The organism is Bacteroidota bacterium, assembly GCA_020402865.1.
Taxonomy (GTDB): Bacteria; Bacteroidota; Bacteroidia; order Palsa-965; family Palsa-965.
Map to the genome: position 1 here is coordinate 1 of JADBYT010000019.1, position 20,189 is coordinate 20,189.

20 protein-coding genes are annotated in these 20,189 nt (G+C 48.1%); 11 read left to right on the forward strand and 9 right to left on the reverse strand.

Going from position 1 to position 20,189, the window contains the following annotated elements; genetic code table 11:
- The 3 genes from IM638_13270 to IM638_13280 form a co-directional block, all read left to right on the forward strand.
- Positions 1 to 826: hypothetical protein (locus IM638_13270; protein ID MCA6364004.1), on the forward strand; the 826-nt coding region annotated here is incomplete at its 5' end.
- Positions 826 to 1,320 (forward strand): pentapeptide repeat-containing protein, encoded by a 495-nt coding sequence (locus IM638_13275; GenBank protein ID MCA6364005.1) that lies wholly within the window; start codon positions 826 to 828, stop codon positions 1,318 to 1,320. The genes IM638_13270 and IM638_13275, both read left to right, overlap by 1 nt.
- Positions 1,321 to 1,452: 132 nt before the next feature.
- Complete coding sequence (locus IM638_13280; GenBank protein MCA6364006.1) at positions 1,453 to 1,602, forward strand: hypothetical protein; 150 nt, start codon at positions 1,453 to 1,455, stop codon at positions 1,600 to 1,602.
- A gap of 37 nt (positions 1,603 to 1,639) precedes the next feature.
- On the opposite strand, the gene IM638_13285 is transcribed toward IM638_13280, so the two are convergent.
- The 8 genes from IM638_13285 to IM638_13320 all read right to left on the reverse strand — a co-directional run bounded on the left by IM638_13285 (position 1,640) and on the right by IM638_13320 (position 9,111).
- The gene (locus IM638_13285) at positions 1,640 to 2,761 is read right to left on the reverse strand and encodes an acyltransferase (GenBank protein MCA6364007.1); all 1,122 of its coding nucleotides are present in this window, start codon (positions 2,759 to 2,761) and stop codon (positions 1,640 to 1,642) included.
- Positions 2,758 to 3,585 (reverse strand): hypothetical protein, encoded by an 828-nt coding sequence (locus IM638_13290; protein MCA6364008.1) that lies wholly within the window; start codon positions 3,583 to 3,585, stop codon positions 2,758 to 2,760. Before IM638_13290 ends, IM638_13285 begins: the two co-directional genes overlap by 4 nt.
- Before the next feature lie 4 nt (positions 3,586 to 3,589).
- Positions 3,590 to 4,486: a glycosyltransferase gene (locus IM638_13295; protein MCA6364009.1), complete on the reverse strand. Its 897-nt coding sequence runs from the start codon at positions 4,484 to 4,486 to the stop codon at positions 3,590 to 3,592.
- Positions 4,487 to 4,488: 2 nt separating this feature from the next.
- A complete protein-coding gene (locus IM638_13300) occupies positions 4,489 to 5,325 on the reverse strand; it encodes an FkbM family methyltransferase (GenBank protein ID MCA6364010.1) in 837 nt (278 codons plus the stop codon).
- Complete coding sequence (locus IM638_13305) at positions 5,318 to 6,025, reverse strand: FkbM family methyltransferase (GenBank protein MCA6364011.1); 708 nt, start codon at positions 6,023 to 6,025, stop codon at positions 5,318 to 5,320. Before IM638_13305 ends, IM638_13300 begins: the two co-directional genes overlap by 8 nt.
- Complete coding sequence (locus IM638_13310; protein ID MCA6364012.1) at positions 6,025 to 7,233, reverse strand: ABC transporter ATP-binding protein; 1,209 nt, start codon at positions 7,231 to 7,233, stop codon at positions 6,025 to 6,027. Before IM638_13310 ends, IM638_13305 begins: the two co-directional genes overlap by 1 nt.
- The gene (locus IM638_13315; protein MCA6364013.1) at positions 7,233 to 8,060 is read right to left on the reverse strand and encodes an ABC transporter permease; all 828 of its coding nucleotides are present in this window, start codon (positions 8,058 to 8,060) and stop codon (positions 7,233 to 7,235) included. The genes IM638_13310 and IM638_13315 overlap by 1 nt, the downstream gene beginning before the upstream one ends.
- 151 nt (positions 8,061 to 8,211) lie before the next feature.
- Complete coding sequence (locus tag IM638_13320; protein ID MCA6364014.1) at positions 8,212 to 9,111, reverse strand: sulfotransferase; 900 nt, start codon at positions 9,109 to 9,111, stop codon at positions 8,212 to 8,214.
- Positions 9,112 to 9,183: 72 nt separating this feature from the next.
- Here IM638_13320 and rdgB point away from each other — a divergent pair, with 72 nt between their 5' ends.
- On the forward strand, positions 9,184 to 9,792 hold the full coding sequence (rdgB, locus tag IM638_13325; GenBank protein ID MCA6364015.1) for an RdgB/HAM1 family non-canonical purine NTP pyrophosphatase: 609 nt from the start codon (positions 9,184 to 9,186) through the stop codon (positions 9,790 to 9,792).
- On the opposite strand, the gene IM638_13330 is transcribed toward rdgB, so the two are convergent.
- Complete coding sequence (locus IM638_13330) at positions 9,761 to 10,210, reverse strand: hypothetical protein (GenBank protein MCA6364016.1); 450 nt, start codon at positions 10,208 to 10,210, stop codon at positions 9,761 to 9,763. The genes rdgB and IM638_13330 overlap by 32 nt on opposite strands.
- Positions 10,211 to 11,098: 888 nt before the next feature.
- Between IM638_13330 and IM638_13335 the strand changes: the two genes are divergently transcribed.
- From IM638_13335 to IM638_13365, 7 genes are all read left to right on the forward strand, one after another.
- On the forward strand, positions 11,099 to 11,839 hold the full coding sequence (locus IM638_13335) for a hypothetical protein (protein ID MCA6364017.1): 741 nt from the start codon (positions 11,099 to 11,101) through the stop codon (positions 11,837 to 11,839).
- 3 nt (positions 11,840 to 11,842) lie between these two features.
- Positions 11,843 to 12,031: a hypothetical protein gene (locus tag IM638_13340; protein MCA6364018.1), complete on the forward strand. Its 189-nt coding sequence runs from the start codon at positions 11,843 to 11,845 to the stop codon at positions 12,029 to 12,031.
- A 73-nt stretch (positions 12,032 to 12,104) separates the two neighbouring features.
- Positions 12,105 to 14,813, forward strand: coding sequence for a D-alanine--D-alanine ligase (locus IM638_13345; GenBank protein ID MCA6364019.1), 2,709 nt, complete (start codon positions 12,105 to 12,107; stop codon positions 14,811 to 14,813).
- Position 14,814: 1 nt separating this feature from the next.
- Complete coding sequence (locus IM638_13350; GenBank protein ID MCA6364020.1) at positions 14,815 to 15,615, forward strand: PASTA domain-containing protein; 801 nt, start codon at positions 14,815 to 14,817, stop codon at positions 15,613 to 15,615.
- Complete coding sequence (locus IM638_13355) at positions 15,616 to 17,703, forward strand: T9SS type A sorting domain-containing protein (protein MCA6364021.1); 2,088 nt, start codon at positions 15,616 to 15,618, stop codon at positions 17,701 to 17,703.
- Between the two features lie 81 nt (positions 17,704 to 17,784).
- Positions 17,785 to 18,252, forward strand: a complete 468-nt coding sequence (locus IM638_13360) for a nuclear transport factor 2 family protein (GenBank protein MCA6364022.1) — start codon at positions 17,785 to 17,787, stop codon at positions 18,250 to 18,252.
- Between the two features lie 287 nt (positions 18,253 to 18,539).
- Positions 18,540 to 20,120 (forward strand): T9SS type A sorting domain-containing protein, encoded by a 1,581-nt coding sequence (locus IM638_13365; GenBank protein ID MCA6364023.1) that lies wholly within the window; start codon positions 18,540 to 18,542, stop codon positions 20,118 to 20,120.
- Positions 20,121 to 20,189: the final 69 nt, after the last annotated feature.

Consider the following 20,189-nt stretch of genomic DNA (forward strand, 5'->3'; position numbering starts at 1 on the left):
GAAACGAAATCCGTTCAGGGAAGATCAGCTTTCGCGCCGCACGGTGGGCGATGTGGAGTACATAGATATAAAGCTGGATAACGGGCAGAAGATTACGCTGAAAAAAGATGCGAACGGGAACTGGAAAGTGGAACGGAGCACAGGTAAACCTACTATGATGGATGCGGAGATTTTGGGTAGGGTGCCGGGGGAGAATGATAACAATCAGACAGCTAAATCAATAAATAATAAACTTGATATTAATTTAGAGAGTTCGATAGAAAATATTGATTCGTCTGATGTCACTAGGAAGTTATATAGGATTGATAAGCCGGGGGAAGGGAATATTCGTGATATTAATAAATACATATCATTAGAAACAATACCAGAAAAATATAAACAAGAAAGTAATTTTGAGCAATTAGCCGAAGATCCTGACCAAGGCGGTAATATTTCCCCTAAAACTAGAGTTGAAGCAATGACAGGTATTGAGGCAATCAATATTGGTGCCATTACTCCTCCAATTACAAGAGGCCCCAAAGGCATTGAATTTTATGATGGTAATGGTAATCCATGGGATGTAAAAGCACCTCCTTCTCCTTACAATAACGAATTTATATTTAATCCAAAAAAATCTGGAGAATCAATACTTAATGAATTAAGAAATAAAGGAACTCCTCCTGGATATTTTAATAACTCAAAAACTAATGAACCTGTAAAAAGAAGTGTAATTTTAAATTCCACATTCTTGAATATCGCTGACCATAAATCTTTATGGGAATGGCTAAATGTAAACTTGACTCAAGATGAGTTACAAAGAATTGTTGAAGTAAAAACACAACTGTAATGAAACATAAAATAACACATGACCATCTCCTTCAAATTTCTCATAATATTAATTCTGGTGAAATTAATTCAGATGCTTTTTCTGAAGTGGAAATTGACTCTTTAGTAATCAATAGACTAATTATTCACACAATAGGCTTTTATAGTTCAAATATTATCGATTCAAATTTTATCACAACAAAATTTTATGGAATTGATTTCCAAAATAGCGAATTTGCAAATAGTATTTTTCAAAATTGCGAATTTAATAAAAGTGAATTTTCTAATGTAATTTTTTCAAAATGTATATTTGCTAACTGTTCGTTTTCAAATGTAGATTTCTTTGAATGTAAATTCATCAGTTGTATTTTTGATACGTGCAATTATAATAATGCAGGAATTTCAAAATCAATATTTAATAATGTAATATTTGAGATGAATCTGAATATCGAAGGGGCTGCAATAACTGACAACACATTTAATAATTGCATTGGAATAGCAAATAGAATATACTAACTGACCATCTCCAAACAACAATTTACCAACGCCGGAGGCACAGAAACAGGTCGCTACAAAGTAAGCCGCACCACTGACAGTAACGGAAATACCACCTATACGCGCACCAACCTGCAAACGGGGCAGGAAGAAGTGATCGCAGAAAGCGCTTTCAAACAGGGCCGCCGTAAAAGCTACATTCAAACCGATCCGCCCAATCAGGCTTCTCACCTCGATGCACCCGAAATTGAACGTAATATTGTAGCCAAAGCCACCACGCCCGACGGCCACACTGTACCGTGAATGCGAGGTTGACTATTTGCAATAATAACTTCACAAGCTAAGAGCTCACTTCACTCGCACCAACCTTTTGCCCAATTCTAAGCAACGGCCTCTCCATTACCCGATAACTCAATACAGCTGCGCCAAGTGTAATTAAAAATACCACCAGAAGTTCAAACACAAATACACCCGTACCAATTGTTTCCCACCCCAATTTCACATTCAGCTTTTGAATAAGCATGATCACAAACAAGTGGTAACAATACACCCCATAAGTAACAACCCCGAACCGGCTCAGCAAGCGGGCTGATGAAAACCGGAACCGGCCTTCCGCAACCAACACCTGATCTTCAATCAGAAACACAAAACCGAGTGCGAGCAGGGTGCGCCCGAACACGGCAAACTCAGGCGCATGAAGCAGGGGCTGATGCAACGCCACTACTACAGCCAGAAACAAATAGTTTGCGCCTCGCCACACGGGTGTAAGTGTGCGCGGACGATACATTGTGCTCCACGCCAGCAAACTGCCCATGGCCAGATCGCCCATTACGCTTAGGGTGTGGAAGGTGATTACATCGGTGCTGCCTGCATTGCAGTAACGGAATACAACTGAGCCGGCCACAGCCAGCAGAGGAACCAGCGGAAACCAGTTGCGGTTTACAAGCAGCACCACTAACGGCCAGAGCAGATAGAATTGTTCTTCCACCGCAATTGACCACAGCACGCCCAAACTATCGTTGCCGAAGCCGGTGAAGCCGGTAAGTAAACGATCGAAATTGTTGGCGAAGAGGATGTACCACGGTAAATGCTGTGTGGTGGTGCTGCTGCTGAATGTACCTGTGAGCAGCGGTACCACAAAAAAGCCGGCGGCCACCACCACAAAGAAAACAGGCCAGATGCGCAGCACACGGCGCAAATAAAAATGCTTTAAGCTGATGGTTCCGCTTTGCTCTTTTTCATGTAAAAGCAGGCGCGAAATAAGAAAACCACTCAGCACAAAAAACAAACACACACCGGTAGTGCCGAGGCCGTTGATGAAATGGGTGTAAAGCCAGCTTTCGGCCGGGTGCATGCTGCTGCGGTTGTTGAGGTAGTCCCAGCCATGCGCCGCAAACACCATGAGGCAGGCCACACTGCGTATGCCGTTGAGATTGGGAAACCACGGGCGTTGAGCGTTCATGCGCGGCGGCGGAATTTATTGCGGATAAAATCCATGTACGGCCGCAGTGCAAAAGGCATGGCGTGGTACATGCGCCGCCGCAAATACTGCCAGCGCGTTTCTACCGGCCGTGCAGTCGTGTCAAGTGTAATGCCATCGCGGCGGGCAAGCTGCACGGCATCATACATCCATTTACCTTTTGTGACAGCCGTGCAGAGATACTGCACCGGGCCATGTACATAATTCAGCTTCGGATTTTCTGCAAGCCCGAGAAATGCCGGCGTCATTGCCGCACTCCGCGCTGAGGCATTATGCTCAAACTCCCACGGATTTTCAGTGCCGCTGAGCATGGTCAGAAAACCTTCGCGGTTCCAGAGTCCGGCCTGAAGATTTACGCGGTAAGGCGCACCAGGGCGTGTTTTTCCGCACCACGGTGCATGCGCAAGTGTATCGTAGGCATAGTCGCTGAAATGATCGGCCGGGAAACAGGCTATGCGCATAAACACCGCCGCCTCATTTTCAAGCAGCGAAATACATTGCTGCAATTTTTCTTCATCGGCCGGGCCGTTCAGAAAATAATCCTCGAGCAGCAGAATAATATTATGCTCCTGCATCTGTTCCAGAATAGCGCGAGTATCTTCCGTCCAGCTTCGCGCAGGGCCTGATTTAAGCACGGTTACACCTTCCCGCACAAACTCTTTTTCATTTACACCGAGGTAAATTTTGTACGGACAATTCTTCCAGTACCGCTCAAAAAAATCGAAAAACGGCGGCCACACGTCGGCATACTTGTCGCACGAGAGTACAAGTATGGCGGTGTTCGGATATGTATTCGCCGTGTTCATCGCATTATTTCTTAAGCATAAGTCGCCGGTACACACCGAGGTAACGGCGGCGCGCAGTGGCCTCAAGCCGGAAGAAGTTAACCTTTTTCAAACTACGTTTCGCTTCTGTCCACGCGCGTTTAAGCATGAGTTCATCGGCACGCCAGAGCCAGTAGTAGTTTTCGCTTGCGGCAATAAGTTCGCGCTGGGGACCGGTGTAATTTTTCAGGTTGCTGTAGAGCGTGGTGTAAAGTGCATCAATTTCGCGCCGGAAACCGTTTTCGCCCTGACTCAATGTTTTCGACATGTCGTGCAGGCGGAAAGCGGTGAGGTGAAAATCGGTTTGCACCACATTTTGCTGGCCGTGCGCCACAAGGTAACGCATCCATAAGTCGAGATCCATACACATGTGCAGGCTTTCGTTGCAGAAATTATCCGGTTCCCACACATCGCGGCGATAGTACATGGAAGGCTGATTGATTTGCCCGTAACCAAGTGTAATTTCCGGTTGTGCAAACAGCACCGGGCCCGAATAACGCTGCGTGCCCTGTGTATTGAAAATGCGTGTGCTGCCGCAGAACAAACTGGCCTGCGGATTTTTATCCACCAGTTCAGCAAGGTGAAACAACGCGCCCGGCTCCATTAAATCATCGCTGTTAAGCCAGTTGAAAAGATAGCCGGTGGCGCGGTCGAATCCTTTGTTGATAGCGTGCGACTGGCCGCGGTCTTTTTCGCTTTCCCAGTAGGTGATGAGATGTTCGTAACGGCGGATCACATTCACCGTATCGTCTTTGCTGCCACCATCGAATACAAATAATTCGAGATCGGGATATTGCTGCTGTGCAATAGATTCGAGCGTTTCGCCAATGTATGCGCCCTGGTTGTAGGACGGAATCACAATACTTATGCGGGGCAGCGACATACTCATGCGGGTAGTGCAACGAGGTTTTTGTGTGCGAATGAGAAATCATACACCGGTACAAGCTGCCGGGTTACGGCATTGTATTCATGCAGTGTATAGCCATGGCTGATTACTTCATCGGCCAGTGCGCGGCAGCTTGCACCGGCTGCTTCGAGGTTTGAAGCTGTAAATTCAATAAGCATCACCGGCTTCCATTCGCGCAGTGTTTTTTCGGCACCGCGCAGCACATGTATTTCCCAGCCTTCCACATCAATTTTCATCAGTGTGGGTGGCGGAAGATCAAGTGCATCCTGCTCCAGCAGGTCGTCGAGTTTGGCGGTAAGGATGGTTTCGCTTTTCACGCCCTCAGCCGGAACAAGTGAATTCCAGGCATCACGTCCCGGGCCGGTCAGATAAATTTTCTGCTCGCCGTTCTGGTCGGATAAGGCTAAACGTAAATGCTGAATATTTTCGAGCTGCGGATTGAGTGAAATATTTTGCAGCAGTTTATCGTATGTGCTTTGCACGGGCTCAAACGCCACCACTTCGCCGGTGTGACGAAGTTTTTGAGCGGCCAGAAGGCTCATCAGTCCGATGTTAGCACCAATGTCGTAAAACAAGGTGTCGTAATTTTCATCGAGATAAGCCGTAAGCCATTCGCGTTCGGCCCATTCAAACGAGCCGTTGTAGATGGCGGCAGAAAGCTCGTTGCCGGTTTCTACCTGCATGCTTAAACCTTTGGCGGGTGAGAGTTTCACCATGCGCCCGTCTTGCGGAAGCCGTTTCCATGCAGCCTGCTTTTTTCGCACACCGCGCCAGAAAATCCGTTGCCGGATTGAAAAAAGAATCCGGTTAATCATGCGCAATACGTTCAAATAAACAATCGGCCTGAAGAAGCTCATTTTGCTTGTTACGGTATCCCTCAAGCAAACTGATGAGCCTGAAACCGCTGTCGTTCATGTAGCGGTACACCTCATCAAATGTGGCGCTTCCTTTGTAAAGTGGTTTAAACGATACTTCTATCCAGAGGAAAGAAGTACGCTTTAATACGTGTTGAGCGCCTTTAAGCACAAGCAATTCAGCGCCCTGCACATCCATTTTCAGAAAGTCGATTTGGCGTGTATCGTTTGCCAGCAGTTCATCGAGCGGCACAGCGGTGTGAGTAGTTACCTCGGCCACGGAAGTATCAAGATGTCCGCCCAGCATCTTTTCGTCGATGCGCAACATGGAAGAGGTTGCACTTTCAGCCTGACGGTAAAATTCTACTTCGCGGCGCGTATCACTGAGTACGGTATCAAATATTTTAATGGAAGAATCATTGCCGTATTTCTGCCGGAGTTCATTCACCAGCGCGGGCTGCGGTTCAATGAGCACAGCCGAGGCAATGTTAACCTCGTCTTTCACCGTTTCAAAAAAGTAACCGTGAAAAGCGCCCACATCCACATAATGCAGTGCTTTTTGTTTGGGCAGATAATTGAACAATGCCTTGCGATGGGCAATGTCGCCAAACTTCCCGCTGTGCAGCAAACGGTTCAGTATTTTATAAATCAGTCGCCGCATCAGTTAAACGAGTTGAGTGTTACCGGGAGGTGATAATACCCGTAGTTCCATTCCTGCAGCAGAATTTCATCGCCGCTGTTGGCCGGGTTCAGGCAATTTTCAATATAAAAAGCCATATCGGCGCGGTCGTAATATTCTTTATGCGGCACGGTTAAATCGGCACTAAGCGCGTAGAGGCCGTTGGCCATGCGGCTCATGTCGATACTTACTTCCACCGTGTTGACGCCGTTTTGCAGCGCAAGCTGATTGTTTCGTGCAAGTGTACCCAACGATCCGAATGCCGCTGGTGTGCCCTGGTACGATTGCAGGCGGATATCAAGCGCAGCGGTGCAGGCTTTATCGGTGTGAATGGTAAATTTTACCACAGCCGCTTCGCCGTTGGGGCCGGGCGGTTTCAGCAAATCAATGCGGGTGAAGCCGGTGGGCTTTTGCAGTGCGCGGTTGGGTTCGTAGCTGCTTGCGCTGCCTAAGTTTTCGTTCAGGTAGCCGGCAATTACATCAGCCGTTTTGCCCATGCTTTTTACCTTACCGCCCGAAAGCAGAATGGTTTTGCTGCAGAGCGATTGCACGGCGGCCATGTTGTGGCTTACAAATAATATCGTGCGTCCGCTCCGGCTTATGTCATCCATTTTGCCGAGGCATTTTTGCTGAAATTCGGCATCACCCACGGCAAGCACTTCGTCAATCACAATAATTTCTGGCTCCAGAAAAGCGGCTACTGCAAAGGCAAGGCGCAGCTGCATGCCGCTCGAAAAATGCTTGAGCGGCGTATCGGCAAATTTTCCGGTGCCGGAGAAATCGATGATATCGTCAAAATTGCGGTTAATCTCCGCGCGTGTCATGCCCAGAATAGCCCCGTTGAGGTACACGTTTTCGCGGCCGGTGAGTTCGGGGTGAAAGCCGGTGCCCACTTCAAGCAAACAGGCAATGCGTCCGCGCACACGCACAGTGCCCGAATCGGGCGGAGTAATTTTGGAAAGAATTTTCAGCAGGGTTGATTTACCTGCGCCGTTTTTGCCGATAATGCCCACCGCTTCACCGCGCTGTACGTCGAAGCTCACGTCGCTCAGCGCATGAAACATTTCGCTGGTTTGGTCGCTGCGCTTAAACATACCGGCCAGCGAGTCGCGCAGGCTCAGGTAAGGTTGCTGCCGGTGCATCAGCCTGAACGATTTCGATATGCGGTTTACTTCAAGCGCAGGTTTCATCAGGCTAAATCGGCAAAGTAGGTTTCGGTTTTGCGAAAGTAATACACACCGCAAAGCAGCAGCAGCAAAGCCGCACCGCCACTAATGGCCAGGTGCACGGCATCAACCGCCTGCCCGTTAAACATGGCCCTGAACAGCGATACCGCTCCGCTCATCGGATTAAGCATGAGTAATTGCTGAATCCATTTCTGCTCCACAAAACCGGCCGGATAAATTACCGGTGTGGCAAACAGAAGTATCTGAATCAGAAACGGAAGTACGTAACGAAAATCACGGTATTTGAGTGTGAGCGCCGAAAGCAGACACCCCGCACCAATTGTGGTGATGAGAATAAGCAGCAGCGAAAGCGGCACATACCACAAGGCCTGCCAGCCAGGAGCCACGCCGTATAGCAACAGCACCAATACAAATACGGGCAAGGCCATAAGCAAATCAAACAACGCCACCAGCACCGCCGAAACGGGCAGAATAAGACGCGGAAAATAAATCTTCTTTATCATGTGCGCATTGGCCACCATACTGTTGCCCGCATTTGAAAGCCCCGACGAAAAAAGCATCCACGGCAATAAGCCCGAAAGCACAAACACCGGATAGGGAATATTACCGGCGGTTTGGCTTACTGCTTTTGAGAAAAACAAGGTAAACAACCCCATCATCAGCAAAGGTTGCAGGATCGTCCACGCAAAGCCAAGTACGGTCTGTTTGTATTTTACTTTTATATCGCGCCAGGTAAAAAAGTAAAAGAGTTCACGGTATTGCACCAGTTCGGCAATACCCGGTGTGAACGAGGTTCGGGGCTTAATTTCGTATTCGGCTGGCTCTTCCATCAGCATCCTGGGCCATTCGGAGTAGGTGTTTCCGACGATGAAGATAATACAATCACGTGGTATAAAATTGTTTTTTTCATTAAACGAAACGAAGCGAAGGAGGATTCGGATAAGCGGATAAAACCAATAGCGAATACCGGCTTCAGGCCGATTAATTATTCCAGTTGCTGAAATCCATACCCGTTAGCTTTGTCAGACGCTCGTTGTGTGGCTTGTAGTATTCCTTTAAAAATACGGCCATTTCCGAATCAATAGGTTCATGGCGGGCTTTGGTCAGATTGGCTTTCCGAAGCAGCTCGCCCGCTTTGTAATCGGTACTGCCGGGTAAAATCAAACGGGCAATTTTTTTGATGCGGTTGTTGTTGCGCAGCAAATTTGTAATCATGCGCCCCATTTTTTCCGAACGTGTTTTATGCGTTACATTGTGCCGTACGGCTGTGTTTGGCGTAAATCCCGCATCAACACCCAGTTTTACAAAAATATCGCGGCATACTTTAACTGGTTTGCTGTTCAGGTCTTCGTAGCGGATAATGGTTACCTGCTTTTGGGGGAAATACCGGTAAATCATTTCCAGATGATGATCATACAAACTCATACCCACCAGAAACGAATAGCGCCAGTCGTTGGAGTCGGCTTTTTCAATAATCGCCCGCATGTCCTGAAAGGGAATATCGATATGGCCATAGTTCTTTTCCATCAGAAAAGCCGAGTAGGTGCGCTGCACCGGATTACGGAGCAGAATAACCACCTGGCATTCGGGATTGTGGTTATACAGCCTTTTCAGGCCTTCCTCACTGGTGTACAATCCCGCATTTTTTGCAATGAGCTGCTGTGCCGGCGTGGCGTCGGGGAAATACTTTTTTAATGCTTTTGCGTATCCCCCGGAATAATCATCATCATCAAAAAAATAGCTGAACTCTTTGTGTAAATGAGTTTTCAGAGCGGGATGTTCGCCGAGATATTCCTTTAATGAAGTTGTACCGGCCTTCTGCGCACCAATAATCATAAGATTGATGCGCTGTTCTTGTGAAGAAAAGTGAAGATCGGACATACTCTTGGCTGGGACGCAAAAATAACCGATTTTCGTTACCTGAATCCGCAAGCTAAACGATTCACAGAATAAATGAAATTTTCACCACTTTCACTTGTATTTGCTACGCAAAACCGGCATAAATGCCTCGAAATTCAGGCTATACTGGGTCAGGCTTTTCAACTGGTAACGCTGTCGGAAGCAGGCATTCACGATGAACTGGAAGAAACAGCGGATACGCTTGAAGGCAATGCACTTCAAAAAGCGCGGGCGGTATTTGCACGCACCGGAAAACCCTGTTTTGCCGACGATACCGGCCTTGAAGTAGAGGCGCTTGATGGAGCTCCCGGCGTATATTCAGCCCGCTATGCAGGCGAACAGCGCAGCAGCAGCGATAATATCGCCAAACTGCTTCACCAGCTGGACGGAAAAGTCAACCGCAGCGCACGTTTCAGAACCGTAATTGCGTTTATTAACGGCAACGAGGAAAAACTGTTTGAAGGAATTGTGAACGGAGAAATTGCGCTTACACCTTCCGGAAGTGCTGGCTTTGGCTATGACCCGGTTTTTTTACCCGAGGGCAGCACACGCAGTTTTGCCGAAATGACACTTGAGGAAAAAAACAAAGTAAGCCACCGGGCACGGGCCTTTCAGGCATTTACAGCGTGGCTTAACGCTTCATCACCAGAAAATCAAAACTAAGTTTCTGCTCAATAGAATCGGGTGCAATACTTTTTATCAGACTATTCACCTGATCATTCATCTGATAAAACTTATCACCTTCATGCAAGGTGCCCGATTTGTCGATAAATAATTGACGCTTACCATTTTGTACAAGAATGCGAATGTCGTTTGTACGATATACTCTGGCATCCGTAACTTTCAGGTCAGCCTTCAGTCCATCAAATTTCTTAAAGAAAAACACACCCGGATCAAGCGGTACTTTCCAGAAAGCGGTATTTGTAATGTTTGATTCAGTTACTCCTTTTACACTTATGGTATTGATCGGAATGCCATAAAGCATGCCATTTGATGATGCGGCTGAATTTTTTTCACCACCGCAGGAGGCAAGGAAAACATAAGCCAGAATAAATGCGGTAAGACTGTAAAGACGCTTCATATTCATAATGCAAGGGTTTTGAAGGTTCTACGTGAAAACATGGGTTATGGATACTTTTTTCGGTGAACAGATTGGATTTGCTGCTGAAACGGGGTTTATTGCCGGTGAAAATCCGTATATATTCGGGATGGCTGATTTTAATGTAAATATTTTGCGAATATTTTTAGCGTAATGTGAAATAAGTTTTAAGCGCCTGTTAGGGTTTTTTGTTCCTGAGAGCCTGTCAGGGAATTTTCTTTTTAATGATTTTGCGTCTTTGTTGATTCCCTTTATTACTTTTTTCTCAACGACCTTCCAACTATCTGTTTAAAAAGCGCCTCAATCAGTCAAAAAATTCATCAAAATCAAAACAAAATTTCCTGACTGTTTCTAACGATTTAGTGTCTTTATACCCGCTTTTCGTTTTACGGTATTACAGATCCATCCGGGATTGGCAAAAATGTAACGCAGGATGAGTAACAACAGGCCATAACAAAGTCAATGGATGATTTATAAACAGCCTTTTATTTGTGAAAACATAATTTGCCTTTGTTTGGCACAGTTCCGGAAAATACACATTGTATTTTCTTGTTTGTTGCCAAAATTGATTCTTAAGGCAGAGTTAATTATCAATAATAAAAATCTATTTTTTTTTGACAAATTGATCTAAAAAAATCATGCGTGCCAAACCCCGATTTCTTTTGGTGAAGAAAAGAATGTTTAATTTGTTTTTATTGTATATTAAAATTATTTAATGCAATGAAAATCAATAATTTACAATTTATTTTTTGCTTGTATTTAAATAACGGAACTCCGGGGTAACAGGTATGGATATTTAGGAATTATTTTTGCTGCAATTCAGGTGTGAATTTTAATCATTCATAACTATAAGAATAATTATAATCATTCATGAAAATTAAATTAATTCTGCTGTCCGGTCTGATTTATTTTTCAGGAGGTAATTACCTTCACGCACAGCAAAACCTTTTCAATATTCCTTCGGGAGATGTGACGCCGAAAGGCAAAGTGTTTTTTCAGCAGCAGATAAATTTTTATTCACATTACCGGTTTACCTCAAAATCGCATTTTGTGGCAGGTTTGGGCAATAATTTTGAGGCGGGAATAAATCTGGTCAACACCTATTTCAACTTTACCCGGCAGCCTTCGCTTATCGTATCCCATCCGTTTAACTCGCGCGAGCCTTATCCGTATTATCCGCTGTTGCTGATTACGTCACAAAAAAGGATAAATCTTTCTCAGAACTGGTTTGTGAATGCAGGCACACAAGCCGGTTTTAACCTTTACAGCGAGATCAATGCGAAACGGTTTACCCATTTTACTTATGGTTTGCTTGGCTATCATCGTCCCGAAAAATTCAGGTTGGTGGCCGGGCCGTATCTTACCGACTGGCGCTTTGTAGGCGGGGGTAACCGCATCGGTATCCAGGCCGGGGCCGAGGTTCATCTTACCCCAAAGTTCTGGTTTATGGCCGATCATATTTCGGGAAGTCATAAGAACAGCGTAACCGTGGCCGGACTGGTGTATAATGTAACATCGCGCTTTCAGATTTGTGGCGGCTGGCAGCTGCCTAATCCGCGCAGTGCCGAACGGCAGGCTTTTGTACTTGAAATCAATCTGTTCAATTTTTAGAGTTTGTCAGGATTTTTTGTTGCGCTTTTATTTTGCAGGATTTTTTGGCCGATTGATGCGCTTTTTGAATCAATACCTGAAGGGGCTTGGCGAAAAAGAAACGAAGGGCGGTCAAAAAAAGACGCACAATCATTAATAAGAAAAAATCCTGCCAATCTCTCAGGCAGTTATCCGGCTAACAGCCTGATGTGAAAAAAACTCGGCAACATTGCTCCTGCAGGTCTGCAGGGGGCGGTGCAGAAGCACTATCTTTGGGGCTGTTGCTATGAAACTAAGAATTGGTATTTTTTTCGGCGGCACTTCCCGCGAACGTGAAATTTCGTTTGCCGGCGGCCGCACGGTTTATGATAATCTCAACAAGGCGCTTTTTGAGCCGGTGCCTTTGTTTGTGGACAGTTTCGGCCAGTTTATCCTGCTCGACTGGCAGTATGTGTACAAAGGCTCCATCCGCGATTTTTATCCGCCGGTTGATCTCATCCCCGAATCGCCGGGCGAGTTTCAGATTTATGCCGAGAGCCTGAACCCCGATGCCATGCGGCGCCGCGAACTGGCTGCCCCGCTGGGCCGCCTTGTGCAGCCCGGCCAACTGGCCGAACTCATTGACCTTGCGTTCCTCTGCCTGCACGGGCCCGATGGCGAAGACGGCCGCATTCAGGGACTGCTTGAGTATCTTGGCATTGCCTACACCGGCAGCGGCATTCTGCCCTCGGCCATCGGTATCGACAAGGCCGTGCAGAAACGCCTTATGGTCAATGCCGGCTTTGCCTCGCCCGAATTCTTTACCGTGGAGCGCACGGCCTGGATGCAGGGCGGCCGGACCGATGTATTCAACCGCGCAAAAAGTGCCATTGGCTTTCCGCTGGTGGTTAAATCGGCCACACAAGGCTCATCCATTGGCGTTACCATTCTGCGCGAAGCCGACCCGGCTGCGTTTGAAGCCGCCATCGACAAAAGCTTTTTCATTACCACGCTCACTGCCGCGCAGTGGAACGGTATGGACGATAACGCCCGTCTAGTTTTCCTGCGTACACTTACCGATATACGCGAAGGCATCGGACTGCCGGCCATTTTCACCGCCGAAGGCATCCAAAGCCAGACCGTGTGGCACCCCGACGAACTGCTGCAAAAACTCAATGCCCACTTTGCCGCCAGCCAAGCAGCAGTGCGCCTCGAAGCACTTAACGCCGAAAGCGAAGTGCTCATCGAAGGCTTTATTGCCGGCAAGGAATTTTCGTGCATTGTGGTGCAGGACGAACTCGACCAGCCCGTGGCCCTGCCGCCCACCGAAATACGCAAAGGCGGCGAACTTTTCGACTACCGCTCCAAATACCTGCCCGGCCTCTCGCGCAAGATTACGCCCGTAGAACTGCCCGATGCACAGATCGAAGAAATACGCACCGAATGCGAGCGCCTGTTTAATGCACTCCGCTTCGATGTGTACGCCCGCATCGACGGGTTCATTACCGCCGAAGGCCGCATTTTCCTCAACGATCCGAACACCACTTCGGGCATGATGCCTTCGTCGTTTTTCTTCCATCAGGCCGCCGAAATCGGGCTCAATCCCTCGCAGTTTCTCACCTACATCATCCGCACCTCGCTGCGCCGCCGCATCCGCGCCGATAAAAACGGCCACCGCTTCAACCACCTGCTCGATGCACTTGACGCAGCCATGCACCATGCCCGCACGCAAAGCACACAGAAAACCCGCGTGGCCGTGGTACTTGGCGGCTACTCGTCGGAAAGGCATATTTCCGTAGAAAGCGGCCGCAATATTTACGAAAAGCTGGCTTCCTCAACCCGCTATGCGCCCGTGCCTGTGTTCCTTACCGGCAGCACCGGAGCGCATGAGTTGTATGTGATTCCGGTAAATGTGCTGCTGAAAGACAATGCCGATGATATCCGCGAGAAAATCAACCACTGGAATGTACATCCCGTGGTGCAGCGCATCATCAACACCTGCACGTCAATTACACATACCTATTCCGACGCCGGTGCATTAGCCGCGCCCCGCCGCATTACATACGAAGAGCTGGGCACGGAATGCGATGCTGTGTTTATTGCCCTGCACGGCCGCCCCGGCGAAGACGGTGCCGTGCAGGAAAAGCTTGATGCCATGGGCATTCCCTACAACGGCTCGGGCAAAGCCAGCTCGGAAATTACCATTGATAAATACCGCACCAACGAAATTCTCCGTCAGGGCGGTTACCTTGTGGCCGAACACATGCTGGTTACTGAGGCCGACTGGCAAAGCAGCCGCAGCGCCATTCTCGAAAAGATAAATACACAGATTGGCTGGCCGTTTATTGCCAAACCGGTTGATGATGGCTGCAGTTCGGCTGTGCGCCGCATTAAGACCGAAGCTGAGCTGGATGCCTTTGCCCGCCTCATTTTCCGTAAAACCGAGGAACTGGATGCCGAATCGGCAGCACTGCTCAAGATCAAGCCCAAAGAAGAATTTCCGCTTAAAACGGTTTTTCTGGTCGAAGAACTCATCAGCAAACGCGGCGCAACACATTTCCTCGAAATTACCGGCGGCATGCTTACCCGTTACAATGCGCAGGGCGAACTGGAATACGAAGTATTTGAAGCCTCCGAAGCCCTTTCGGAAGGCGAGGTGCTTTCGCTCGAAGAAAAATTCCTGGCCGGGCAGGGACAAAATATAACCCCCGCACGTTATGCTTTGAATGCCGCCGACCGGGCAAAGATTTCCGAACAGGTAAAGGCAACCCTCGGCGGGGCTGCACGTCTGCTCAATATTCAGGGCTACACCCGCATTGATGCCTTTGTGCGCGTGTTTGCCCCCGAGCATATTGAAACCGTTTTTGTAGAAGTGAACTCGCTGCCCGGAATGACGCCCGCTACCTGTATCTTCCATCAGGCCGCCATTAACCAGTACAAACCGTATGATTTCATTGACCGCATTCTTGATTTTGCATTCGAACGCAAAAAGCGGCAACTGACTTTATCCCACTGATATGCTCAAGAATATACTGGCCTTTATTAAAAGCCGAACCTTTTTAATCAATCTCGGTATTGCGCTCGGTGGTGCGTTTTTACTTATCTGGCTTATTTTCGGCTGGATGAGCATGTACACCCGTCACGGCGATACGGTGGATGTGCCCGATTTTGTGAACCAGAAACTGGTTGCGCTCGATAAGTTTGTGGAAGGCAAAAATGTGAGCTACGAAATTGTGGATTCACTCTGGGATCCGAAAAAAGCCAAAGGCGTGGTGATCCGTCAGGAACCCCTGCCCGGAAGTAAAGTAAAAGACGGACGTAAAATTTACCTCTACGTTACAGCTACCGTGCCTCCTAAAATTGGTATGCCGCAGCTCGAAAACCTTTCGCTGCGGCAGGCGCAGTATGTGTGCGAAAGCTACGGACTCAAAATGAAGCACAAGCTGGTAAACAATTCGTGCAACGGTTGTGTGGTGGAGCAGCGGTACAATGGCAAGCGTATCGAAACCAATACGCCCATTGATAAAGGTTCGCTCATTGAATTGTTTGTGGGGAAAGGGGAGGAGGAAAGTTCGGGCATGAAAATTCCGAATCTGCTGGGACTTACGGTGCGTGCTGCGCGTGGTAAGCTCATGGATATGGGGTTGGAATGGATGATTATTGCTGATGAGGGCGTGAAAGACACGCTCAATGCGTATATTTATGAACAGACACCGGCTCCCGAAGGCGACCGCCAGATTGTGCCGGGGTCTGTGATTGATCTCCGGGTCTCGGCCAGTAAAGGCGGTGATCCGGCAGAAGGAAAAGATCCTGAGTAAATGAAAAAAGGAATTATTTGCGCAGCCCTGCTGGCTGTTTCATCGTTTGTTGAGGCACAGATCAATGGCCAACGGGCTGAGCAAACAAGCTCGCCGGTTATTTTGTCTGAGTTTGACCAAATCGTACCAGGACGATATCGTATTTCTCACTCTGGTGATACTATTTTTCCAACCGGTAAAGGACCAGTTGCTGTTACCTCCGTTCAGGTAAAATCTCCCGGAGAATACCTTATGCCCCTGCGTTCGAACCCCGTGCAGGCCGAATTTGCCGGTAAATATGCCATGCAGCGCAGCGCCGTAGCGCCCGGCGATACCATTACCCTGCCCGCCAACGGCAGCGGCATTACCGACGATTTCAGCTACGATTCGCACATACCTGATACCGTGCTCTGGAACCGCGATGCCGTGCAGCCCAACAATGGCAACTACTCCGGCGTATTTATCAATCGCGGATGGGCCATTGCGCCTATCGACATCGGGGTGTGTACGTTTGACGGGCTCGACTTCACCGGCATGCCTTACGATCCGCTGGCGGGCACAAGCAGCGTGGCTCCGGCCGATTATCTAACCTCCAACTGGTTCAACCTTTCGTCGAAAACCATAGCCGATTCGGTGTACATCCGCTTCTTCTGGCAGGCACAGGGCCGTGGCTATGCGCCCAATGCATCCGATTCGTTTTTACTGCAGTTCAACTATCCCGCCATTGGCAACGATTGGGAAACCGTGTGGTTTCAAACAGGTTACACGCCCTCGTTCAGCGATACCAATTTTCATGTGGCGATGGTGAAACTTGATAATCCCGCTTACTTTGCCAACGGCTTCCGCTTCCGTTTCCGCAACTATGCCTCCATTTGCGGCAGCAACGACCACTGGCATCTCGACAATGTGCGCATTAAGGAACTTTCCAATATCAACGATACAGTGGTAGGCGGCATCCGCTATGCCTATGAACCCAAAAGTTTGCTGGTTAACTACACGCAAATGCCCTGGTGGCACTACAACCAAAGCCCGCTGCCCGTAGTTACCAACCAGCGCCTGTTTGTGCGCAATAACGGTACACAGTCAACCTCGTTTACCAACGCCGGTTTTGAAGTGCGTAACAGCAGCAGCACGTTACTTTTTTCGGCAAACAACAGCGGCGGTTCGTTTTGTACCTCGTATGCCATTGATGGTTTTTACGACGATCCTACCGGCCCCAATGTGTGGAATCCGACAATGACCGCCATTACCGGCTTTCCGGCCATGACCGGCCCTGATTACTTTACCACTGATTACGAATTCAGTGCCGGTGCACAGGGACGCGATTCGGCACGGGCCGTGCAGCGGTTTAACAATTTCTATGCTTACGATGATGGCACCGCCGAAGTGGGCTATGGTCTTTATGGTGTGAATTCGCTGCTTGCCTACCAGTTTACGCTGCCTGCTGGTGTGACAGACACGCTGAAAGCTGTGCAGATGTATTTCCTGCCTGTACAGGATATCGACAATATTGATCTGCGCCAGTTTCGTCTCACCGTGTGGAGTAACGGCGCAGGCAATCAGCCCGGCACCATCATTTACCAGCAAAGCGGCGAAACGCCCGACTATTCAACTGATGCCCCCAATCGGTTTGTGACCTATACCATTGACAGTGGTTTGGTAGTTTTGTCGGGTACATATTATATTGGCTGGCAGCAATTTGCCATTGACCGGATGTATATTGGTTTTGATTTTAACAATAACCGTTCAGACAAAATCTTCTACAACACCAACGGAACCTGGTACACCTCAATTTTTGAAGGGGCATTGATGATGCGCCCGGTTTTCCGCACCGGCCCCGATCTTTCGGGTGTGGACGAAAACGAAGTGACCGAAAGCAATTTACTGTTCCCCAATCCGGCCAGCGGTACTGTGCAAATCCGCAACTGGAACGGCAGCGAACAGTTTGCTGCAGAAGCTATTGACATGACCGGGCGTACTATACTGCAAACGCAGGTAAGCAACGGCAGTATTGATATTTCGGCTTTGCCGGCGGGTGTGTATTTCTTCCGTCTGCGCAACCTCCAGACCGATGCATTTTCTACGCAGCGCATTGTAGTAGCACAATAATTCGGGTGGCTGAGCCTGTTGAAGCCACCTGACAGGCACGTGCGAAATGTGTGTATCTTCCTGCCACCAAACCAAACGCACATGCACGCTGAAACCGCCCGCCGCTTTTACACTGCATTCGCCAGCCGTAATGCGGCTGAAATGAAAAACTGTTACCACAAGGATGTGGTGTTTAACGATCCGGTTTTTCATAACCTCAATTATGATAAGGTATGCGCCATGTGGGAAATGCTGCTGTCACGTAGCAAGGCGCTCACACTCACCTTTGAGGTGTTGACAGAAGAAGGCGATACTGTGGTGGTGAAATGGATTGCCACTTATCCGTTTTCGAAAACGGGCAGGGTGGTGGAGAATCACATCACCGCCACTTTGCAGTTCCGCGACGGATTGATTTACCGGCACAACGATGTGTTTGATTTCCCGCGCTGGAGCCGCATGGCATTAGGCACAACAGGTGTGCTGTTTGGGCGGTTCGGTTTTTTGAGAAAGAAAGTTTCGGTCACCGCAATGAACGGGCTTGAACAGTTTATGAAAAAACAAGCCGGATGAAATCGGATTGCCGTTGTGTAAGATCAAGGTAACATTCTTGCCTGGACTTAACAGCTGTTGTAAAATCTAAACACTCCTGAAATTCGGTCCATTCACCGCTTTATGTTTTCCTGCTGTATCTTATTTATAAATACAGTTTAATCCGTTTTATGGTAGTAAATTTTTTCTAAAGTTGCGGCGGCTAAAAAGAATTTACTGCCGTTAGATTTTTTGGTGTGCTGCCTGTAGAAGATTAATAGTGTATCATTGCAACTCCCCCTTGATCATTTACACAAACCAAATGATCCATGAACCCATTTTTCCGTAACTCATTTTTTGCTGCCGTATTTACGTTATGCGTGCTGCAACTTCAGGCACAGGCTCCGTTTGTGCAGGCGTATTCTGCTTTTCCTGCTAATCAGGATCAGATTGAACCTTCGGCGATGACGCAATGTGCCAATTCAGATTTGCTGCTGGCCTGGACAGAAAATCCGGGTTTTCTGATTTCCAGTTTTGGTGTGATTACGCGCACTGCTTCTAACGGCAGTGTGCTCTGGTCGTCGAAACTTGATGATTTTGACACGACCACAAACATTACCATCCGTACCATAGGCGAAAACAGTGATGGTTCGATCTGGGTGTTTGGTCAGTTTGAGGAGTTTTCCAGTTTATTCTATAAAAATTATTTTGTGGCCGAACTCAGCGCCGCCGGTACGTTGAACTGGTCGAAATTTTACGAAGTAACCAATACCTATCTGGTGGGCAATCCCGGCTGTCATAAAATGTATGATGGAGGCTACATGCTCCGGCTTTCGTTTGATACACATGTACAACTCCTGCGCACAAATGCCAACGGTACGTTGCGTTGGGGTAAATTATACAGTACAGATACCACAGGTGCAAAATTCAGAGGGCGCGGTGTGGCCTTGCCCGATAGTAATTATGTAATTATCGGTAAAAGCGGCGATTTTCTTTCTTACATAAAAATTGATACAGCCGGCAATGTACTTACCAGTTACAGGATGCAGGGCTGGTGGAATCCCGGCGATGGTGTGCTGGGAGGTATCTCACTGTTGCAGGACAACAGTATTATGGTATCAGGCAGAAGTGATAATGATCCGTATCTGATGAAATTTGATCCGCAGGGAAATGTGGTGTGGATAAAAACCTATACATCCACCACAATCAATACCGATGTACTTTTTTATCTGATGCCTGCATCAAACGGAACGGTGTATGGTGCCGGTACACGTAATTCTCCGGTAAACATTTCAGCACTTGGTCAGCTGTTTCAGTTTGACACAAGCGGAAATGTACTGCAGGCTGCTGCCTGTATAGATAATACGATTGTACCATCGAGTTATTCATTGCCCATGCTGGGTAATGCCGATGAAATTTTTGTGCTGGAAAACGGAACGGCACAGGGAGCTGCAACCCGGTTGTATAAAATTGGCAGTGTGTTGGGTGCCGCCTGTAATATGCAGGATATCACCACAACCATTACAACCCATACACCGCTGCCCCCGCAACCGGTTATTTACACCCGGTCAGATGGCTGGACCGTGGGCCGCGATTTTTCGTTTACGCCGTTTGCTCTTATCGCCACGCTTCAATGCAATGCCACAGGTGTAAATGAGTCGTCGGTAAATGAAGCAATGACACTTTTCCCCAACCCTGTACAGTCTGGCGGCGTGGTTACATTTACAGCTGCAGGCACCACTGCGTGGCAGCTTACCGATGCCGCCGGCCGCACCGTACTTAATGACCAGACTACCGGCGGCACTGTACAAATTTCACTCAGCCAGCTCAGCAGCGGCGTGTATGTATTTACAGCACACAATGAAAACGGCCAGCTGCAAAACCGACAGAAGCTTATTGTTACGCAGTAGGCTAAGCCAAAGCCCACAAAAAAAGCGGAGCTCCAAACGGGCCCCGCTTTTTTATTTGATGAGCAGCAA

Excerpts from the sequence above, each read along its gene's own strand:
- IM638_13300 (MCA6364010.1), bottom strand. The coding sequence starts at position 5,325 with ATGATTAACCGGATTCTTTTTTCAATCCGGCAACGGATTTTCTGGCGC.
- IM638_13335 (MCA6364017.1), top strand. The coding sequence starts at position 11,099 with ATGAAAATTAAATTAATTCTGCTGTCCGGTCTGATTTATTTTTCAGGA.
- IM638_13320 (MCA6364014.1), bottom strand. The coding sequence starts at position 9,111 with ATGTCCGATCTTCACTTTTCTTCACAAGAACAGCGCATCAATCTTATG.
- rdgB (MCA6364015.1), top strand. The coding sequence starts at position 9,184 with ATGAAATTTTCACCACTTTCACTTGTATTTGCTACGCAAAACCGGCAT.
- IM638_13290 (MCA6364008.1), bottom strand. The coding sequence starts at position 3,585 with ATGAACACGGCGAATACATATCCGAACACCGCCATACTTGTACTCTCG.
- IM638_13285 (MCA6364007.1), bottom strand. The coding sequence starts at position 2,761 with ATGAACGCTCAACGCCCGTGGTTTCCCAATCTCAACGGCATACGCAGT.
- IM638_13305 (MCA6364011.1), bottom strand. The coding sequence starts at position 6,025 with ATGCGGCGACTGATTTATAAAATACTGAACCGTTTGCTGCACAGCGGG.
- IM638_13330 (MCA6364016.1), bottom strand. The coding sequence starts at position 10,210 with ATGAAGCGTCTTTACAGTCTTACCGCATTTATTCTGGCTTATGTTTTC.
- IM638_13275 (MCA6364005.1), top strand. The coding sequence starts at position 826 with ATGAAACATAAAATAACACATGACCATCTCCTTCAAATTTCTCATAAT.
- IM638_13295 (MCA6364009.1), bottom strand. The coding sequence starts at position 4,486 with ATGTCGCTGCCCCGCATAAGTATTGTGATTCCGTCCTACAACCAGGGC.
- IM638_13350 (MCA6364020.1), top strand. The coding sequence starts at position 14,815 with ATGCTCAAGAATATACTGGCCTTTATTAAAAGCCGAACCTTTTTAATC.
- IM638_13360 (MCA6364022.1), top strand. The coding sequence starts at position 17,785 with ATGCACGCTGAAACCGCCCGCCGCTTTTACACTGCATTCGCCAGCCGT.
- IM638_13355 (MCA6364021.1), top strand. The coding sequence starts at position 15,616 with ATGAAAAAAGGAATTATTTGCGCAGCCCTGCTGGCTGTTTCATCGTTT.
- IM638_13310 (MCA6364012.1), bottom strand. The coding sequence starts at position 7,233 with ATGAAACCTGCGCTTGAAGTAAACCGCATATCGAAATCGTTCAGGCTG.
- IM638_13365 (MCA6364023.1), top strand. The coding sequence starts at position 18,540 with ATGAACCCATTTTTCCGTAACTCATTTTTTGCTGCCGTATTTACGTTA.
- IM638_13345 (MCA6364019.1), top strand. The coding sequence starts at position 12,105 with ATGAAACTAAGAATTGGTATTTTTTTCGGCGGCACTTCCCGCGAACGT.
- IM638_13315 (MCA6364013.1), bottom strand. The coding sequence starts at position 8,060 with ATGGAAGAGCCAGCCGAATACGAAATTAAGCCCCGAACCTCGTTCACA.